Below are 18,829 nucleotides of genomic sequence, written 5' to 3' on the forward strand. Positions count from 1 at the left end.
ATAATTATTAAACTGAAAACAATGAAGAATAAACTTTTAGTATTTGGTATTGCAGCATCACTGTTTGTTTCCTGCGAGCGCGATGACACAGCGGATATTATCATAACCGATAATAGCGTGACGACCATCAACAACACAACCGGAGAAGAAGGTGGAAACGAAGAGGAAACCGTAATCTTAACTCCAGCATCTGGTTCTATTACCGAGAATCTTACTTTAGAAGCAAGTAAAGAATATATTATAAACGGTGCCACAATTGTAGCCTCCGGCACTGTACTTACCATAGAACCTGGAACTATTATTAAAGCAGAGGCGGGACCAAACGTTTATTTAGCTGTGGAACAAGGCGCCCAAATTATTGCAAACGGTACTTCTTCCAATCCCATTATATTTACCTCCAATTCCACTACACCGGCCGCCGGAGACTGGGGTGGTATTATCCTTTTAGGTAGAGCTCCTGTAAACTCAGTTACCGGAACATCAACAGCGACTTCAGAAATTGGGAATTTACCTTATGGAGGAAATATTGCGGATGATAACTCTGGCGTTTTGCGTTATGTACGTATACAATATTCTGGTGGTGCCGCAGATGGTCAGTCAGAAAACAATGGCTTTTCTTTCTACGGGGTAGGAAACGGAACTACAATAGAATATATTCAAGCTTTTGAGGGTGCAGATGACGGGGTCGAATTTTTTGGAGGAACTGTAAATGCTAGCTTCATAGTCGTAGTCGATGCAGAAGACGATTCTATAGACTGGACTGAAGGTTATAGCGGAACCATAACAGATGCATACGTTTTGCAAGGAAATGGAATAGGCGACGAGGCTTTTGAGTGTGATGGATTTAATACAGATTTCACCAATGCCTCCGGAGCTTTTTCCAACCCTACCGTAACCAATGTAACTATTGAGAGTGAAAGTGGTGCTAATGACAGCACAAGAGGATTTTTATTAAGAGCAGGTACGCAAGGTACTTTTTCCAACGTACTGATCGTGGGTAAAAACACAGGTATTTCTGTTGATGATGACGAGGCCTCTACGCCAACATCTAATGGTATTTCAGACGGCACCTTGAGTTTTACGGATGTTACTTTTACAGATGTTACTACGAATACTTCCATTGATGGCAGCGCAACCGAGGCCGATTTGATAAGCGGAATAGGAAACGGTACGGGAACGAACGTTTCTTCATGGGGTGCGGGTTGGACCGTAGGTATTAACTAAAAAATCGTTTGAATTTTAATTAAAAGCCCGCAAATTGCGGGCTTTTTTACATTTCATCGAAAAATTGAAAGAAACCCACCTATACCATTGACTTTCAGGAAGTATAATTCCTATATTTGTGGCATAGCATTTGTAACCGGCTATATATGAAGCAATTTTACGCGATTCTTTTCTTTCTTTTTATTTCCTTCAGCTACGGACAAAGTACCGCTGGCAATGGGGATATAGATGGTTTTCGCATGTATCCCAATCCGGTTACCAATGGTAAAGTTTACATCACTACCGCTCAGAACAGTCCAAAGGAAATTATGATCTACGATGTTTTAGGCACACTAGTCCTTAAGACCACCATCCTAGGAAAAGAATTGAGCGTTACCGATCTTGATGCCGGAGTTTACGTTTTACGTGTCTTTGAAAAGGATAAAATGGCGACGCGTAAACTAATCGTTAAGTAACCCTACCCACGCTTTTTACTACAATTTCTACTTTTCACTTATCGATAATCTGCCAATAATATCGGTGAATTACCACGCCTATCTTGTTGACCTACAAATTATTAGATTTCACAACATTTTTATGAACTGCCCATAGCATATAAGTACCTTTACTATGTTGATCCCAAATCAATACAAAATGAAGAAAATCTACTTAATGCTATTTATGGCTTTTTCTATTGGTATCTATGCCCAAGATACCATTGATTTCAGAACGCTGAAGAATGATGAAATCACAGGATTTAAGCTCTACCCGAACCCCGCCACCGCGGACATGGTCTATGTAACCACCGATAAGAACGACACCAAGGAAATTCGCGTTTATGACGTTTTCGGAGAATTGGTTTTGTCCGATAGGATTTCTTCTAAACTACTGAACATTTCTAGGTTGTCACCCGGAGTTTATGTGGTTCAGGTTACCGAAAATAGTAAATCTATTAATAGGAAGTTGGTGGTGAAATAAACTATATTAATTCCTGCGGATTAACTACCATTAAAATCCTCTTTTCTCAAGGGTTCAGTACCTTTGCAGCAACTTGGGGAGTAGGATGGATTATCAACGAATTTTCAATATCAAAACGGATGCGGAATTTTTATCCGTGACGCTTGATATTTTTGGGCATCAATACAGAACGAATAGTATTTATAAGGAATTTTGCGATTATTTTGGAGCTAATCCCAATAATGTACTTTCCTTAGAAACTTTACCTTTTATACCCATTCAATTTTTCAAGTCAAGAGAAATTTTAAGCGATTCAGATGAGCCAGAAATGGTTTTTACGAGCAGTGGCACAACTGGTGCTACTACAAGTTCACATTTCATCACAGATGTATCTATTTATCGGAAGAGTTATAATATGGCCTTCGAGCATTTCTATGGAAATCCCGCAAACTACTGTATCCTTGCGCTTTTACCTTCATACCTAGAGCGAGAAGGGTCTTCCCTGATTTATATGGTAAACGACCTGATTGGAAAATCCAACCATCCCAAAAGTGGATTTTTTCTCAATGATTTCGATAAATTGAGATTTGAATTGAAACAACTGGAAGCTTCAGGAACCAAAACGTTATTAATCGGTGTTTCTTTTGCATTGTTGGATTTCGCCGAAGAATTTCAGTTTGATTTAAAAAACACAATCATCATGGAAACGGGAGGCATGAAAGGCCGCCGAAAAGAAATGATCAGAGCGGAACTTCACCATCAATTAAAAAAAGGGTTTGGAGTAGAAGCCATACATTCCGAATATGGAATGACCGAGTTACTTTCACAGGCTTATTCTTTTGGTAACGGTATTTTCAATTGTCCGCACTGGATGAAAATAATGATCAGGGATACAGAAGATGCCCTAACAATGAATCCCACGGGTAAAACAGGGGGTATCAATGTTATTGACTTGGCAAACATTAATTCCTGTTCATTTATTGCTACACAAGATTTAGGCAAGGTGTTTGAAAACGGGAGTTTTGAAGTTCTGGGCCGGTTTGACCATTCCGATATTAGGGGCTGTAATTTGATGGCGCTTTAATCCAAGACCAACGAATAGTCCAAGCCAGGGCCATCACACGCATTCCAAGTATTGGACAAAGCACGAGAGGATCTATACACCAACGTCTCCGTATCACCTCGGATACAACTACCAATCAGTTCTTTTCCGTTTTCAAATTCCAATTCCAAATAATCGGCCTCGTCATTATCATATTCCATTACCTGAAAAGTGCCTTTAGCCTCTATACCCTTCCCTTCCACAGTCCTAGATTTTAAAAAAGTACCGTCTGGATTAAAAATATAATACTCTTGCCACGCCATTGCTGCACCGGTTGTTTCGGAATTTGGAAAGCTTCCCGTCATTCGTACCAATTCCCATTTTTGAGTGGTGTATTGCAAACTGATATCATCCTCCGTGTAATCCTCAACACTGCATGAAAAGAAAACAATTGATAGTACTAGGGTAAACAGACCGTTTTTCATTAGAGCAATTTACAGTGTGGAAAATGTTTTTAGAGTCATCAATAATTCCAGCATTTATGATTACTTCACATAATCTTCTGGAATTACTGTTCCCTTTCTAAAGTATATGTTATTTCGTCGTCCGCTATATTAGGCTCATCCATAAAAATGAGATTTAGTATTTCTTTATTTATTTCAAAGCGATAGTTACGGCCATCCTCAAATTTTATTCGATTGTCCTCACCGTTGTAAGAGTAAGTGCCCGACGGTTTAAAATATTCGTACTTCCCACGGTTATCTACGGTAACCTTGTTCTCTTCCGTATCAAATAAAAGCAGGGTTTCCGTAAAATCATTGTCCTCGGGGAAGCCACAAAAACAGCTAACATTGGTCAAAACCCAAGAACCCTCTAAAGAAGCATCTTCCAAGTCTTTTCCATCCTCATCCTTTGAACAAGAAAATAAGAGAAGCAAAACCGAAAATAGCAGATAGAATTTTGCCATAACCTTTTAACTATACTTATTGAAAAGATGCAGGACTTCTGGATTAGTTGCGTTAAAGTGGGATTTAATTGAATACCAGCACAAAATAATTCTTTTTACCTTTTTGCAACAGCACAAATTTTTCGTTGATCAAATCTGCCGTGGTTATCAGGTAATCTTCTTTTACTTTTTCCTTGTTCACGGAAATTGAGTTTTGTTTTAGTTCTCTCCGTGCCTCACCATTTGAAACTAAAAAACCAGTTTTTGCTGCCAAGGCCCCAATCATATCCAATCCATTTTCCAATTCTTCTTTGGAAACTTCAGCCTGAGGAACTCCGTCAAAAACCTCCAAAAACGTTTTTTCGTTCAATTTCTTTAAATCTTGGGACGTGGATTTCCCAAACAAAATGTTACTGGCTTGTACGGCATTTTCCAAATCTTCTTGTGAGTGTACCATTACAGTAATTTCATCGGCCAATCGTTTTTGGAGTATTCTTAAATGTGGGGCTTCCGAATGCTGTTGTATCAATTCCTCGATTTCACTCTTTGAAATGAAAGTGAATATTTTTATATATTTCTCCGCATCGTCATCCGAAGTATTTAACCAATATTGGTAAAATTTATAGGGAGAAGTTCTTTCAGCGTCCAACCAGACATTACCGCTCTCCGTTTTTCCAAATTTGGTGCCATCGGCTTTTGTGATTAAAGGACATGTAATTGCATAGCCTTTCCCACCGCCAATTCTACGTATGAGTTCCGTTCCGGTGGTTATATTTCCCCACTGATCGCTACCTCCCATTTGAAGCGTACAGTTATAGGTTTTATACAGATGCAAAAAATCATAACCCTGAACCAATTGATACGTGAATTCCGTAAAGGACATTCCCTCTTTTGCCTCAGCGGAAAGTCTTTTTTTGACAGAATCCTTAGACATCATATAGTTGACCGTAATGTGCTTCCCCACATCCCTGATAAAATCCAAGAACGAAAAGTCTTTCATCCAGTCATAGTTGTTCACCAAAACTGCGGCATTTTCTTTATCGCTCTCAAAGTCCAAAAAACGGGAGAGCTGCTCTTTTAGCGCTTGTTGGTTGTGCCTTAAAGTTGCCTCATCCAATAAGTTCCGTTCCGATGATTTTCCAGAAGGGTCACCGATCATACCCGTTGCACCCCCAATTAATGCGTAAGGTTTATGCCCAGCCAATTGAAAATGCCGTAACATCATAACACCCACTAGATGACCTATATGTAAGGAATCTGCCGTTGGATCAATTCCTACATAAGAGGATTGCATTCCTTCCATCAAATGCTCCTCCGTTCCAGGCATTGCATCATGTAACATTCCTCTCCATTCCAATTCCTTTACAAAATTTGAAGTCATCCTGTTCCTTTCTTATGGTTATTGATTGCAAATATAAAAGGAAATATTCCGCCCATACGCCTTAATTGAAAAGGAATTTATCCACGGGTATTCCCTAACTTTGAGTTATGGTTTTGGTTACCGGAGGTACTGGATTGGTTGGTTCGCATTTATTGTTGGAATTGGTTTTAAAAGGTACCAAGGTGAGGGCTATTTACAGGTCTGCGGATAAACTGGAAAACGTAAAAAAAGTTTTCACCTACTACGTTGAAAATCCTTTAGACATCTTTAATGAGATTGAATGGATTCAAGGCGATATTCTGGATATTCCAAAATTAGAGCTTGCTTTTCAAGGTGTAAAACGCGTTTATCACGCTGCGGCATTTATTTCCTTTGACCCCAGGGATTTTAAAAAACTGAAACGAATTAACACGGAGGGCACTACGAACATTGTCAATCTTTGTGTTCATCATAAAATTGAGAAACTCTGTTACGTAAGTACGATTGGCACTATCAGCAGAGGTGCGAAAGGGGCGGTGTTGACGGAAGAGAATGAGTGGAGCGATGAATATGCCAATGTATATGCGCTCACCAAATATTCGGCCGAAATGGAGGTCTGGCGAGCTTCTCAAGAAAATGTCCCCGTTGTCATCATTAATCCCGGCGTTATTCTGGGACCTGGATTTTGGGAGGATGGCAGTGGTTCATTGTTTGGTTCCGTGAACAAGGGATATTCCTATTACCCACCTGGAGAAACAGGCTTTGTGTCCGTTTCTGATGTGGTTCAAATTATGATTAGCTTAATGGAATCGGACATTAGGACCGAACGGTTTATAATCGTGGGCGAAAATCTATCTTTCAAGGAAATTATGACCAAAATTGCGCTTGAGCTTGGAAAGAAACCTCCTCGCAAAAAGCTCAAAATATGGCAGCTTCAAATTGGCAGGTATGTCGATGCTTTTGCAAGTATAATTAAAGGACGGAAAAGAAAGATTACCAAAAATTCCATTTACAGCCTTAAACACCCAAAGGTCTATAGCAGTACCAAAGTTAAAAATGCCCTGAATTTTCAATTTGAACCTTTGGAGAAAACCATTAAGCTGTGTAGCCGACATTTTTTGGCGAAGGAATCTTAATTTTTTGGAAGGTTTAAACTATCCTTTAACTTATCAAACCTATATTCCTTGTCTATCAATTTTAGACTATCATTAATTTTCTTTATCTCTTCTACACGTTTCTTCTGGGCTTCTAATAAGCTTTCCACTTCTTTATATATGGCTTCGTATTCTTGTGGCAAAGAGGCATAATATCGGTCGCTCTCTACAAATTGAATACTATCCACATCAAATTTTTCAAAAACATAAGTTGTAGGTTCAATACCGTTATCCTTCAGAATACCCAAATTGGTACTTTTGGCCGCATTTAAAATGGTCATTTCCTTAAGAATCTCTACCATTTTATCTCTAGGAATTAGGTTATCGGGCTTTTTTATCAGTTTTTCCGCACAAGAAAACAGAAACATTAATACAACGAAAAAGATGGTGGATTTTTTCATTTTCTGTTAAAAGTGAGTCTTTTAGCGTTTCTATTTTCGGAAAAGACCCCGTTCTCGTAAGCCAAATGTCCATTTATTATGGTATGCGTTACCCTTGCTTTAAAGGTTGTGCCCTCAAAAGGCGACCAACCGCATTTGTAAACTATGTTATCCTTGGAAACTTTCCATTGGGAATTGAGGTCAACCGCGACCAAATCTGCATAATAACCCTCTTTAACAAAGCCTCTTTTATCAATCTGGAACAATTTAGCAGGATTATGGCACATTTTTTCCACCAGTTTCTCCAAGGTTATTTTTCCTTCCAAATGTTTCTCTAACATTGCTGGTAGAGCATGCTGCACTAAAGGTCCTCCGCTTGGAGCCTTAGTATACACGTTATCCTTTTCTGACAATAAGTGGGGTGCATGATCGGTTGCAATTACATCCAGTCTATCGTCCAGTAGGGCATCCCAAAGCATATCCCGGTCTTTAGCGGTCTTCACGGCGGGGTTCCATTTAATTAAAGTTCCCTTTTCTTTGTAATCGCTGTCCGAAAACCAAAGGTGATGGATACATACCTCAGCAGTAATCTTTTTTTGTTCCAATGGAATATCGTTTCTGAACAATTCCGTTTCTTTTCCCGTGGATAAATGAAAAACATGGAGTCTGGCCCCAGTCTTTTTTGCAAGTTCTACGGCTCTCGACGATGAAAGGTAGCAGGCCTCCTCGCTCCGAATCTTCGAATGATACTCAATTGGAATGGCATCACCATATTTTTCCTTGTAAATTTCCAGATTTTTCCGAATTGTGGTTTCATCCTCACAATGTGTGGAAATAACCATCTCGGTATTACGGAAAATATTCTCAATTACCTCCTCGTCATCCACCAACATATTTCCTGTGGATGATCCTAAAAATAACTTTATTCCCGAACAGGCGTTTTTATCCAGTCTTTTTATTTCTTCCAAGTTATCGTTGGTACCCCCTAATAAAAAGGAATAATTGGCAAAAGAGCTTTCCTTAGCCAAAGCAAATTTTGCTTCCAACTTTTCAATAGTAATAGTTTGAGGGTCAGTGTTGGGTTGTTCCATAAATGTGGTTATGCCCCCACCAATTGCAGCCCTGCTTTCGGTGGCAATAGTTCCCTTATGAGTAAGGCCCGGTTCTCTAAAATGCACCTGGTCGTCTATGATTCCCGGCAGGATATGTTTCCCATTCAAATCGATTACCTGGGCATTGACATCAGAAAGGTCAAGACCTATTTTAGCTATTCTTTCGCCATCGATAAGAATATCGCGCTCCTGGATAATCCCTTCGTTAACGATTTTACCATTTTTGAATAGTGTTTTGCCCATCATTAGAATTTTTTTCTTTGAAAAAGACTTCGAAGCTTCATTGCCAGTACACCCCAAATGGCCTCACTGATTATAGAGGAACTCATTTTGCTCTTACCCTTTTCCCTATCCCTAAAAATTATGGAGACTTCCTCTATATTGTAATTTTTTAGATAGGCCCGGAACTTCATTTCAATTTGGAAGGCATACCCTACGAAACGGACAGAGTCCAAATCTATATTCTCCAATACCGCCCTACGATAGCAAACAAAGCCTGCCGTAGGGTCATGTACGCGCATTCCGGTTACCATTTTTACATAAACCGAAGCTCCATAGGACAATAGCACTCTGTATAAAGGCCAGTTGACGACATTTACGCCTTTCTTGTATCTAGAACCGACGGCAACATCGGCGTTGTTTTCGCATGCTTTAAGAAGTCGCAACAAGTCCGAAGGATTATGGGAAAAATCCGCATCCATCTCAAAAATATAATCGTACTTCTTATCTATTGCCCATTTAAATCCGTGAATGTATGCCGTCCCGAGACCGGATTTTTCCATCCGTGTTTCTAAAAAAAGTCGACCAGCAAACTCTTGCTGTAAGGCTTTGACACATGCTCCGGTCCCATCCGGTGAATTATCGTCAACAACCAATACATGAAAATCTCTTTGTAAATCGAAAACAGCACGAATTATAGCTTCTATATTCTCTATCTCATTGTATGTCGGAATAATTACGATGCTGTTGGACATGAAACGTATTGAATTTCCACAAAAGTAAGGTTTTAAAAATGTTGGAGAAACGGGCTAGAGAGGTTTATGACATTTTTAAAACAATTTGTAAAGTTCAGAATTTGTAATTTTGCCCGAAGCAATATTCACGAATGTTCGAAAAAATTCCCGGAAAGTTCTTTTATTTTCTTTTTGGATTTTTAGTCCTTAACCTTGTGCAAAGCCATTTTACGGAACTCATTTTTGATGAGGCCTATTATTGGTATTACAGCCAGGATATGGCATGGGGATATTTTGACCACCCTCCTATGGTTGCTTTATTAGTGAAATTAAGTAGCTATTTGTTTAATTGGGAGCTGGGGGTACGTTTTGTAAGCTGTCTACTTTCGGCAGCTAACATTTTGGTGCTTTGGCTTTTAATCGATAACCCGAATAAGAACCGTTACATAACACATTTTTTTGTCCTCGTTTTTTCAATGACCCTTCTAAATGCCTATGGGTTTTTCACGCTTCCGGACACTCCATTGTTATTCTTTACCTCCTGCTTTTTACTTATCTATAAACACTTTATCAAAAAGCCAAGCGTCTTCCATTCAATCATTTTGGGTATTATTATGGCGGCATTGATGTATAGCAAATACCACGCTGTATTGGTTATTCTTTTCGTGCTATTATCTAACCTTTCACTAATAAAAAATAAACATGCTTGGCTGGCTGTCGGTGTGGCCTTGTTTTGCTACATACCTCATTTTTATTGGCTTTATGCCAATGATTTTGTCTCTATTAAGTATCACTTGTATGAAAGGCCCAATGGTGCATATAGTTTTGAAAAGTATACGCTAGGTTTTTTTGTAAACCTAATCGCTATTTTCGGATTGCCCTTTCCTTTCATTTATCATGCACTTTTAAAAAGTAAGGCAACCGATCAGTTTAAAAAGGCCCTGCTCTTTTTAACCTACGGTGTAATACTTTTCTTTTTCATCTCCAGTTTCAACAGAAGGGTACAAACCCAATGGATCATTATTATTTGTATTCCCCTAATCATTATAGTTTTTAATTACATGCTACAACATAGAAGGAGTATGCTATGGATAGTTAGATTAGGACTAATCAATATTGCCGTAATCCTCTACTTACGTGTGGGTCTAGTGTACCAACCTTTATTGTTCAATGTATTTTATGAATCCCACGGGAATAAGGATTGGGTGAACAAAATCCAAGATGAGGTGGACGATATGCCCGTAGTTTTTGAAAATTCCTATAGAAACGCACCCATGTATGCTTTCTATGCGCAAGGAAATACCACTTTTTCATTAAACAATGTCATGTACAGAAAGAACCAGTACTCTATAGATGATTCGGAAGAAAAAGTTAGGGGAAAGGATGTACTCTATGTTTCTAGATTTATTAAAGATGGCACTTTTCATTATACCAAGACGGATGGTGGACTATATCATGGCAAGTTTATAGATGATTTTAAATCCTATCGTAAACTGGAATGTATCGTTCCCGAAGAAAATATTTCCCTAGATACCGAGCGGAAATTAACCCTTAAGGTATACAATCCCTATACATTTGACGTCCCCTTAAATAGTTTAAAATTTGGAATCGCCTATTTGGATGCCTATAAAATAACACAACAGACCATTCCGATTCAAGTAAAATCGATAAAGGAGGATACGGAGAATTTAATCGCAAAAGATACTACGGATTTCACATTTGCCCTACCTGCTCCAAAACAAGGGTATCCTTCTTACTTTAGGGTCGTGATTTCAGAAAACAATCTGTATTTTGGACTGAATGGTAAACCGATTGAATTAGAATGATGGACCCCGTATATAGAACCATAGAGGCCAATGACTGGATTACCATCCTTATTTTTGGAAGCTTGCTTTTTGTCCTCTTGGCCAAAAGTCTGTTCTATTCCCGTTTCTTAAACTTCATTATCCTACCCTTTAATAATAAGTACATTTTCATGTACAATAAGAAAGAGCGCCTATTTAATTGGTTTCAAATTCTGCTTACTATTTTTCAAATAATAAATACATCCCTTTTCATATTTCTATTCTGGCAAATTTTTAGAGGTGCCGATGGGGAAAGCTCCCCCTTTCTCTACCCTATTATCCTAACCGGATTTTTTCTCTTTATAATCCTAAAGATTGCCCTACAATTAGGAAACGGTTTTGTATTCGGGTCATATCGCACAATCAGCGATCTTGTTTTTAAAAAACTTTCCTATTTGAACTATGGCGGCCTTATACTTTTTATTGCCAACATTCTCCTGACCTATATTTTTGTAGATAATAAGTCCGTTGCCTTGGTGGCGGTGTTTCTCTTCTTCATAATTAATTTAATTGGTTGGATTACAGTTATTAGAAATTCCCAAAAATTGATAACCAATTATTTTTTCTATTTTATTTTGTACCTTTGCACACTCGAAATTGCACCCTTAATACTAATGGGAAGCTTTCTTAAATAGTGCGCCATATGAAAGTAAAGACGATTTTGGTCTCTCAGCCGGAACCAAAAATGGAAAATTCTCCCTACTCCAAGCTTATTGACAAGGAAAAGGTAAAGGTCGATTTTAGACCCTTTATACATGTAGAAGGAGTTGATGCAAAAAGTGTTCGTCAGCAAAAAATTGACCCAAAAGATTATACTGCCATAATTCTTACAAGCCGCAACGCCGTTGATCATTTTTTCAGAATCTCAGAAGAGATGCGTTTTAAGGTGCCCGATAGCATGAAGTATTTCTGCCAATCTGAGGCAGTGGCCTATTATCTCCAAAAATACGTGGTGTACAGAAAGCGTAAAATTTATGTGGGCCAAAGATTATTTTCTGATTTGATTCCTTTAATAAAGAAGTATAAAGACGAAAAATTCTTACTCCCGTCATCCGATGTACTTAAGCCCGAATATCCAGAAATACTTGATGACTTAAATATTTCTTGGAAAAGAGGTATTTTTTATAAAACGGTCATCAGCGACCTATCGGATTTAAGAAATGTATACTACGATATCCTCGTATTTTTTAGCCCATCTGGAATTGAGTCTCTTTTACAGAATTTTCCAGATTTTGAACAGAACGATACTCGCATCGCCGTTTTTGGAAACTCTACCGTAGAGGCCGCTACAGATGCTGGCCTACGAATAGACATTAAGGCTCCCACACCAGAGACGCCGTCCATGACCATGGCACTGCAAAAATATATAACCAGTGTAAATAAATAAATTACACGTTAGTCTATAAAAAAAGCCTCACTAAAAGTGAGGCTTTTTTGATTTTAAAATGCATACCGTTGTGGACCACCTCGTCGTATTTCTTCACTGGCATAACTTTCAAATTTCTTGAAGTTTTCCCTAAAGGCATTGGAAAGTTTAAATGCTGTCGTATAATATTTTTCGTCGTTGTTCCAAGTTGCCCTTGGACTTAGTACGCTTGTAGGAACCCCTGGGCATTCCCGAGGTTGTGCCACGCCAAAAACCGAATGAATATGATAATTGTCATAAGAATACAGTCCAAGCTTTCCACTTAATGCCGCACTGATCATGGCACGCGTATATTTTAATTTCATGCGTGTTCCTATACCATAAGGACCTCCGGTCCAACCTGTATTCACCAACCAAACATCTACTCCGGACTCTTTCATCTTCTTACTTAACATTTCTGCGTATTTCGTTGGATGTAAAGGCATAAATGGAGCACCGAAACAGGCCGAAAAAGAAGGTTGTGGTTCCACGACGCCAGCCTCTGTACCGGCAACCTTTGCCGTATAACCCGAGATGAAATGATAAGCCGCCTGACTGGGGGTCAACTTGGATATAGGTGGAAGCACCCCAAAGGCGTCGGCCGTTAAAAAGAAAATATTCTTTACATTTTCTCCAATGGATGGTTCCTGTATATTGTCGATGTGGTAAATGGGATAACTAACCCTCGTATTTTGCGTTATAGAAGTATCTGCAAAATCTACATTTCCGTTTTTGTCCAAAACTACATTCTCCAGAATAGCACCAGGTTTAATGGCCCTATATATTTCGGGCTCTTGCTCCTCTGACAAGTTGATGACCTTAGCATAACAACCTCCCTCAAAATTAAAAACAGTGTTTTGGCTGGTCCACCCATGCTCATCGTCACCAATAAGTTTTCTGTCCGGATCTGTGGAGAGCGTGGTTTTTCCAGTTCCCGATAGTCCAAAGAAAATTGCTGTATCTCCTTCTGGCCCTACATTGGCAGAACAATGCATGGGTAGCGTATTCTTAAAAACGGGAAGGATAAAATTTAAAGCCGAAAAGATTCCCTTTTTAATTTCTCCGGTATATCCTGTACCACCAATTAAGGCTATTTTTTTTGTAAAATTGAGAATGGCAAAATTATGCTGCCTGGTTCCGTCAATTTCGGCATCTGCCATGAATCCAGGTGCATTTATGACCGTCCATTCCGGCTCAAAATTATCCAGTTCCTCCTCAGTTGGTCTTAAGAACATATTGTAGGCGAACATATTGGACCAAGGATATTCATTGATGACCCGAATATTTAAACGGTACGCATTCTCCGCACAGGCATAGGCATCACGTACGTACAGTTCCTTTTCATTTAAATAAGTAATGACCTTTTTATGCAAGGCATCAAATTTCTCGGTATCAAACGGAATATTAATATTTCCCCACCATACTTTATCATCGGTAATACTGTCCTTAACGATAAAACGGTCCATAGGAGATCGTCCGGTGAATTCTCCGGTATTAACGGCCAAAGTACCATTCGCCGTTTCTGTACCCATTTCTTCGTTCAACGTAATTTTTTGTAAATCTGTTGGGCTTAGTTGATAGTGAAAATTATGATGAGATATTCCGTAATCCTTTAACGAAATCGATTTCGTACTATTTGCAGATGAGGTCATAAAAGCTGTTTGTTTGTGCAAAGCTAAAAAATTCCCGTACTAAGCCTTAGATTTTTATGCCTTAATAGGAATAAAACTCGTCGAATTGTATTATCCGTACCCCTTATAAAAAACCTTTCAAGATTAATTCGGGCATTTTATTAAATTTTAGACTTAATTCAGTAAAATATTTAATTAATTATCAATTTCATAAAAAAGCGCCTCTATTTCCTTTATTTGATAATTTCCAAGGCAACAAACTTCTGTGAATTCTCTTACTAAATATGATTATCTAATTATTAAATCAGGCTCCAATTCATATTACGTCAATTTCGTCGGTAGAAATAAATGTAGAGTCAAAGCTCCACGCTCATAAGGAGAAATCAGATTATTTCTTAAGTATTTCCGGAAAACCTACGATGGCTATATTCCATAATTCAGGTAATACAAAGTATACAAAAAGTGATAGTATTAAAATAGAAGCAAGGTTCATAAAAAACCCTTTGCTTACCATGTCCGGTATGCGCAAGTATCCCGAACCGAACACTACCGCGTTGGGTGGTGTTGCTACAGGAAGCATGAACGCACACGAAGCCGCCACGGCAGCCCCTACCATTAGAACAAAGGGATGAACGTCTATGGTCAAAGCCATTGGGGCCAAGACGGGTAAAAGCATGGCAGTAGTGGCCAGGTTAGAGGTAATCTCCGTTAGAAAGTTGACCGCAGCTACCAGTACCAGAATCAATAAAAAAATAGGAAGCCCTGATAAAGAAGTCATTTGATTCCCGATCCATACCGCCAGCCCGCTCTCCTCAAAACCTTTTGCCAAAGCCATACCACCACCGAACAGTAAAATAATTCCCCACGGCATTTGTACCGCCTCATCCCAATTAATGAGCCGTTCCCTTTTATTCCTGGAAGGAATCAGAAAAAGTACAATGGCAAAGAAAATTGCGATAATAGTATCATCCAATCCCGGTAACAGCTTTTGTAAGAGAAAGGATCTTGTAATCCAGCAAAACGCCGTAAGCGCAAAAACAGCGGTAACCAGTTTTTCCTCGTAAGTTATTTTACCCAATGTACTAAGGAGCCTTTTAATTTCCTTCTTACCCCCTGGAAATTCGTTCTGCGTAAAAGTAAAAGCATATCTCGTCAAGTACTTCCAACATATTAACAATAGTGTTATGGAAATGGGTAGACCAAAAATAAACCACTGCATAAATGTTATCTCATAACCGTAGGTATCCAAAACAATCCCTGCAAGAACTAGATTAGGAGGTGTACCGATGAGCGTAGCAACCCCGCCAATGGAAGCGCTATACGCTATGGCGAGCATTAATGCTTTACCAAAAATTAGGTTTTCATCCGCTACCGTATCCGGGTTGTCCTTTAATTGTTTGATTATGGCGATACCTATGGGGAGCATCATTACAGCGGTGGCCGTATTGGATATCCACATGGACAAAAAAGCAGTTGCCAACATAAATCCTAGAATAATTTTGCGAACATCCGAACCTATGAGATTAATGATATTCAAGGCAATGCGTTTATGCAGGTTCCATTTTTCTATAGCTATGGCGATAATGAACCCGCCCATGTACAGGAAGATATACTTATGACCAAAAGAGGCGGATGTTGTGGATAGATCCAGACCACCCGACAAAGGAAACAACACTATGGGCAATAATGCGGTTACGGCAATGGGAATGGCTTCGGTAATCCACCATACAGCGATCCAGGCCGTTGTGGCCAAGACGGCGTTGGCTTCTTTGGAAAGACCTTCTGGATGGAAAAAAAACAAGATCAAGAAAAAAGCAATTGGTCCTAACACTAATCCAACTAATCTTGTTCTATTCATAGCATTTTATTTCTTGGACGAATTATTGAACTTTTCTATATAATTGATACCCTAAGGTTCCCCAACCGGCTATTAAGAAAACACCTCCTATCGGTGTCAAAAACCCAATTTTGCCAAAGTCGAAATTCGTAAGTGAATTCAGTGCCAAAAGATATATCGAAAAAGAAAATAAAATAACTCCAGTAACAATTAAACTGTAAATCAACTTTTTTGTACCAAACTCTAATTGTGGTAAAAGCCCTAAAACAAAAAGGAAGAAAGCATGGTACATTTGATAGGTAACACCCGTTTCAAAAGTAGCAATGGCATACTCGTCCACTAGTTTCTCCAAACCATGAGCGCCAAAAGCACCTAAGATTATGGCCAGCAGACCGAAAATACATGCGGTTAAAAAAATTGTTCTGTTCATAACTTAGTAACTGTCTTTTTTTATAAATGTAACAATTTGATACCTTAGCCCTTCGTTGTAAAGCAAAAGTAAGGAAACCTATGTCACGAAAAATACTGGTTGTTGGAGCGGGGAAGTCTACCTCCTTTTTAATTGATTATTTTCTGGAAAAATCGGATGATGAGCAACTGCATTTAACAATTGGTGACATAAATCCGGCTGTCATCGCTGATCATATTCAAAGCCATGAATCCTGTACCGTTCTACAACTGGACATATTTGATGACGCACAACGCAAAGAGGTAATCTCAGAAAGTGATATTGTGGTTTCCATGCTTCCTGCCCGCATGCATATAAAGGTAGCGGAAGATTGTATAGTTTTTGGAAAACATCTGGTTACGGCATCCTACGTGTCGGACGAAATTAAAGCCTTGGATGCCCGAGCCAAAGAAAAGGGTTTGGTCTTCATCAATGAAATGGGTCTTGATCCGGGAATAGACCATATGAGTGCCATGCAAATCATAGACAATATACGGTCCAAAGGTGGAAAGATGCTTTTATTCGAATCGTTTACGGGCGGACTAGTGGCACCGGAGTCCGACAACAACCTATGGAACTACAAATTTACTTGGAACCCCAGGAATGTAGTCGTTGCAGGGCAGGGGGGAACGGCTAAATTTCTTCAAGAAGGCACCTATAAGTATATTCCCTACAACCAACTATTTAGAAGGACCGAGTTTTTTGAAATAGAAGGGTACGGGAAATTTGAAGGCTACGCCAACAGGGATTCCCTCAATTATAGGGAGGCCTACGGTCTTCAAGATGTGCTTACCTTATATCGCGGTACCATGAGAAGGGTTGGATTCTCCAAAGCTTGGAATATGTTCGTGCAACTAGGAATGACAGATGATAGCTATCAAGTTGAAAATTCGGAAGGCATGTCTTACAGGGAGTTTGTGAACTTATTTTTACCTTATTCCCCTACGGATTCCGTTGAACTAAAACTACGTCATTTATTAAAAATTGATCAAGACGATATCCGGTGGGAAAAGCTACTGGAGCTGAACCTTTTTGACGGCGAAAAAACAGTTCCGTTAAAAAATGCCACCCCGGCCCAAATACTCCAGTATATATTAGAAGATAGCTGGACATTGCAAGATGACGATAAGGATATGATTGTCATGTATCACAAGTTTGGCTACGAAATACATGGAGCCAAGAAACAGATAGATGCAAATATGGTAGTTATAGGTGAAAACAGGACATACACTGCCATGGCTAAAACAGTGGGGCTTCCGGTTGCCATTGCCACCCTGCTCATCCTGAATAGAAAAATTACTACCCCTGGGGTTCAAATTCCGATTACCCGCGAAGTTTACGAACCGATTTTGAAGGAACTAAAAGCCTATGGCATAATATTCAAGGAGCATGATGTTCCTTATCTGGGCTACGACCCTGAATCCGTAAAAAATTAAGACTCTTTTCTATTCAAAATTTACGCTAAAGGCCGCCGTGGAAAGGTGGTATATTGATACTGTATTCCCTATATTTATTAAAATAATAAGGCAAAATGGGAAAATCCACTAATGAAAAGGTAAAGATTGACGGTATCGATAAGAAAATCCTAAGATTTCTGATGAAAGATGCCCGCAAACCTGTATTGGAAATTGCAAGGGGTATTGGAATTTCTGGAGCAGCAATTCATCAGCGACTTCGCAAACTAGAGGCTTCCGGTTTACTCTCCGGTTCCAAGTTTATCATTAATCCAAAAGTGATGGGGTACACCACTATGGCCTATATTGGCATCTATTTGGACAAGGCTATGAGCAATCCGCTCGCTGTTAAACAATTGGAAAAAATACCAGAAGTTTTAGAATGTCATTACACTACCGGAAACTGGTCCATACTTATCAAAGTATTATGTAGGGACAATGAGCATTTAATGCACGTACTCAATAAAGAAATTCAGCAAATTGAGGGGGTATCCCGAACAGAGACCTTTATCTCACTAGCGCAACAAATCGATAGACAAATCACGATTTAATTGGTGCTACTTTAGAATATAAAAGTAGCTCTGGTCTATCCTTCTTTTTTTAATTTTTTCGATATACCGAAGACCAATTTTATCTAGTATTTTTTTAGACCCATGGTTATCTTCCGTCGTTATCCCAAAAATTGTTGGGAATTTTAAAACCTCAAAACCATAGGAAATAGTGGCTAACGCAGCTTCTGTTGTGTATCCTTTTCCTTCAAATTTTGGCAATATGGCGAAACCTATATCTGGATGCTCCAAATAGTCACGCTTTACAAATCCACAAATTCCCACCGGTTCCATAAGCGGTTTTAGAAGCACTTTGTAAAGACCAAAGCCGTTTTTCCGATAACTATTTAAAAGACTGTCCTCTATATAGTTCTCGGCCTTTTTTATATCATCGATTCCCCTGTCTCCAATATGTTGCAACCAATTGGCACTGTTCATCAATTCCATGAAAAAATGGGCATCATCTAAATTAGCTTCTGAAAGGGATAGTCTTTTGGTTTGTAGGATAATCATGCCTTTATAATCCATATAAAAGCCCGTCAAGTTTGCTTAACG

General features: G+C 39.0%; 20 protein-coding genes. 10 read left to right on the forward strand and 10 right to left on the reverse strand.

The window, feature by feature from the left end:
- Positions 1 to 21 precede the first annotated feature (21 nt).
- From N8A89_RS06055 to N8A89_RS06070, 4 genes are all read left to right on the forward strand, one after another.
- Positions 22 to 1,224, forward strand: coding sequence for a multidrug transporter (locus N8A89_RS06055; protein WP_281541454.1), 1,203 nt, complete (start codon positions 22 to 24; stop codon positions 1,222 to 1,224).
- A 146-nt stretch (positions 1,225 to 1,370) separates the two neighbouring features.
- Positions 1,371 to 1,679 carry a T9SS type A sorting domain-containing protein gene (locus tag N8A89_RS06060; protein ID WP_281541455.1) on the forward strand — a complete coding sequence of 103 codons (309 nt, stop codon included), beginning with the start codon at positions 1,371 to 1,373 and terminating at the stop codon, positions 1,677 to 1,679.
- A 178-nt stretch (positions 1,680 to 1,857) separates the two neighbouring features.
- Positions 1,858 to 2,181 carry a T9SS type A sorting domain-containing protein gene (locus N8A89_RS06065; protein WP_281541456.1) on the forward strand — a complete coding sequence of 108 codons (324 nt, stop codon included), beginning with the start codon at positions 1,858 to 1,860 and terminating at the stop codon, positions 2,179 to 2,181.
- Between the two features lie 85 nt (positions 2,182 to 2,266).
- The gene (locus N8A89_RS06070) at positions 2,267 to 3,244 is read left to right on the forward strand and encodes a LuxE/PaaK family acyltransferase (protein ID WP_281541457.1); all 978 of its coding nucleotides are present in this window, start codon (positions 2,267 to 2,269) and stop codon (positions 3,242 to 3,244) included.
- Here the strand turns inward: N8A89_RS06070 and N8A89_RS06075 are convergent.
- From N8A89_RS06075 to tyrS, 3 genes are all read right to left on the reverse strand, one after another.
- Positions 3,241 to 3,687 carry a hypothetical protein gene (locus N8A89_RS06075; RefSeq protein ID WP_281541458.1) on the reverse strand — a complete coding sequence of 149 codons (447 nt, stop codon included), beginning with the start codon at positions 3,685 to 3,687 and terminating at the stop codon, positions 3,241 to 3,243. The genes N8A89_RS06070 and N8A89_RS06075 overlap by 4 nt on opposite strands.
- An 83-nt stretch (positions 3,688 to 3,770) precedes the next feature.
- Entirely contained in the window at positions 3,771 to 4,169 is a 399-nt protein-coding gene (locus N8A89_RS06080) for a lipocalin family protein (RefSeq protein ID WP_281541459.1), read from the reverse strand.
- A 64-nt stretch (positions 4,170 to 4,233) separates the two neighbouring features.
- The gene (tyrS, locus tag N8A89_RS06085) at positions 4,234 to 5,529 is read right to left on the reverse strand and encodes a tyrosine--tRNA ligase (RefSeq protein ID WP_281541460.1); all 1,296 of its coding nucleotides are present in this window, start codon (positions 5,527 to 5,529) and stop codon (positions 4,234 to 4,236) included.
- Positions 5,530 to 5,636: 107 nt separating this feature from the next.
- On the opposite strand from tyrS, the gene N8A89_RS06090 reads away from it, so the two are divergent.
- Complete coding sequence (locus N8A89_RS06090; RefSeq protein WP_281541461.1) at positions 5,637 to 6,644, forward strand: SDR family oxidoreductase; 1,008 nt, start codon at positions 5,637 to 5,639, stop codon at positions 6,642 to 6,644.
- Here N8A89_RS06090 and N8A89_RS06095 read toward each other — a convergent pair.
- Genes N8A89_RS06095 through N8A89_RS06105 form a run of 3 tightly spaced genes read right to left on the reverse strand, consistent with a single transcriptional unit; the run spans position 6,641 to position 9,128 of the window.
- Positions 6,641 to 7,063: a DUF4296 domain-containing protein gene (locus tag N8A89_RS06095; protein ID WP_281541462.1), complete on the reverse strand. Its 423-nt coding sequence runs from the start codon at positions 7,061 to 7,063 to the stop codon at positions 6,641 to 6,643. The two genes, N8A89_RS06090 and N8A89_RS06095, sit on opposite strands and share 4 nt — an antisense overlap.
- Positions 7,060 to 8,397, reverse strand: coding sequence for a dihydroorotase (locus tag N8A89_RS06100; RefSeq protein WP_281543349.1), 1,338 nt, complete (start codon positions 8,395 to 8,397; stop codon positions 7,060 to 7,062). The genes N8A89_RS06095 and N8A89_RS06100 overlap by 4 nt, the downstream gene beginning before the upstream one ends.
- Before the next feature lie 2 nt (positions 8,398 to 8,399).
- Positions 8,400 to 9,128 (reverse strand): polyprenol monophosphomannose synthase, encoded by a 729-nt coding sequence (locus tag N8A89_RS06105; protein WP_289645113.1) that lies wholly within the window; start codon positions 9,126 to 9,128, stop codon positions 8,400 to 8,402.
- Between the two features lie 131 nt (positions 9,129 to 9,259).
- On the opposite strand from N8A89_RS06105, the gene N8A89_RS06110 reads away from it, so the two are divergent.
- Genes N8A89_RS06110 through N8A89_RS06120 form a run of 3 tightly spaced genes read left to right on the forward strand, consistent with a single transcriptional unit; the run spans position 9,260 to position 12,338 of the window.
- On the forward strand, positions 9,260 to 10,933 hold the full coding sequence (locus N8A89_RS06110; protein ID WP_281541463.1) for an ArnT family glycosyltransferase: 1,674 nt from the start codon (positions 9,260 to 9,262) through the stop codon (positions 10,931 to 10,933).
- Positions 10,930 to 11,586, forward strand: coding sequence for a DUF4271 domain-containing protein (locus N8A89_RS06115; protein ID WP_289645115.1), 657 nt, complete (start codon positions 10,930 to 10,932; stop codon positions 11,584 to 11,586). The genes N8A89_RS06110 and N8A89_RS06115 overlap by 4 nt, the downstream gene beginning before the upstream one ends.
- A gap of 8 nt (positions 11,587 to 11,594) precedes the next feature.
- A complete protein-coding gene (locus N8A89_RS06120; RefSeq protein ID WP_281541464.1) occupies positions 11,595 to 12,338 on the forward strand; it encodes a uroporphyrinogen-III synthase in 744 nt (247 codons plus the stop codon).
- A 53-nt stretch (positions 12,339 to 12,391) separates the two neighbouring features.
- On the opposite strand, the gene pckA is transcribed toward N8A89_RS06120, so the two are convergent.
- The 3 genes from pckA to N8A89_RS06135 form a co-directional block, all read right to left on the reverse strand.
- Complete coding sequence (gene pckA / locus N8A89_RS06125; RefSeq protein ID WP_281541465.1) at positions 12,392 to 14,008, reverse strand: phosphoenolpyruvate carboxykinase (ATP); 1,617 nt, start codon at positions 14,006 to 14,008, stop codon at positions 12,392 to 12,394.
- Positions 14,009 to 14,375: 367 nt separating this feature from the next.
- Entirely contained in the window at positions 14,376 to 15,845 is a 1,470-nt protein-coding gene (locus N8A89_RS06130) for an SLC13 family permease (protein ID WP_289645118.1), read from the reverse strand.
- Positions 15,846 to 15,867: 22 nt separating this feature from the next.
- Positions 15,868 to 16,254 (reverse strand): DUF423 domain-containing protein, encoded by a 387-nt coding sequence (locus N8A89_RS06135; RefSeq protein WP_281541468.1) that lies wholly within the window; start codon positions 16,252 to 16,254, stop codon positions 15,868 to 15,870.
- Between the two features lie 80 nt (positions 16,255 to 16,334).
- Here N8A89_RS06135 and N8A89_RS06140 point away from each other — a divergent pair, with 80 nt between their 5' ends.
- Together N8A89_RS06140 and N8A89_RS06145 are read left to right on the forward strand one after the other, a co-directional pair.
- Entirely contained in the window at positions 16,335 to 17,708 is a 1,374-nt protein-coding gene (locus tag N8A89_RS06140) for a saccharopine dehydrogenase family protein (protein ID WP_289645121.1), read from the forward strand.
- 95 nt (positions 17,709 to 17,803) lie between these two features.
- Positions 17,804 to 18,277 (forward strand): Lrp/AsnC ligand binding domain-containing protein, encoded by a 474-nt coding sequence (locus N8A89_RS06145; protein WP_281541469.1) that lies wholly within the window; start codon positions 17,804 to 17,806, stop codon positions 18,275 to 18,277.
- A gap of 6 nt (positions 18,278 to 18,283) precedes the next feature.
- On the opposite strand, the gene N8A89_RS06150 is transcribed toward N8A89_RS06145, so the two are convergent.
- Positions 18,284 to 18,802, reverse strand: coding sequence for a GNAT family N-acetyltransferase (locus N8A89_RS06150; RefSeq protein WP_281541470.1), 519 nt, complete (start codon positions 18,800 to 18,802; stop codon positions 18,284 to 18,286).
- Positions 18,803 to 18,829: the final 27 nt, after the last annotated feature.

The sequence above is a fragment of the Maribacter aestuarii genome, assembly GCF_027474845.2.
GTDB classification, from domain to species: Bacteria; Bacteroidota; Bacteroidia; order Flavobacteriales; family Flavobacteriaceae; genus Maribacter; species Maribacter aestuarii.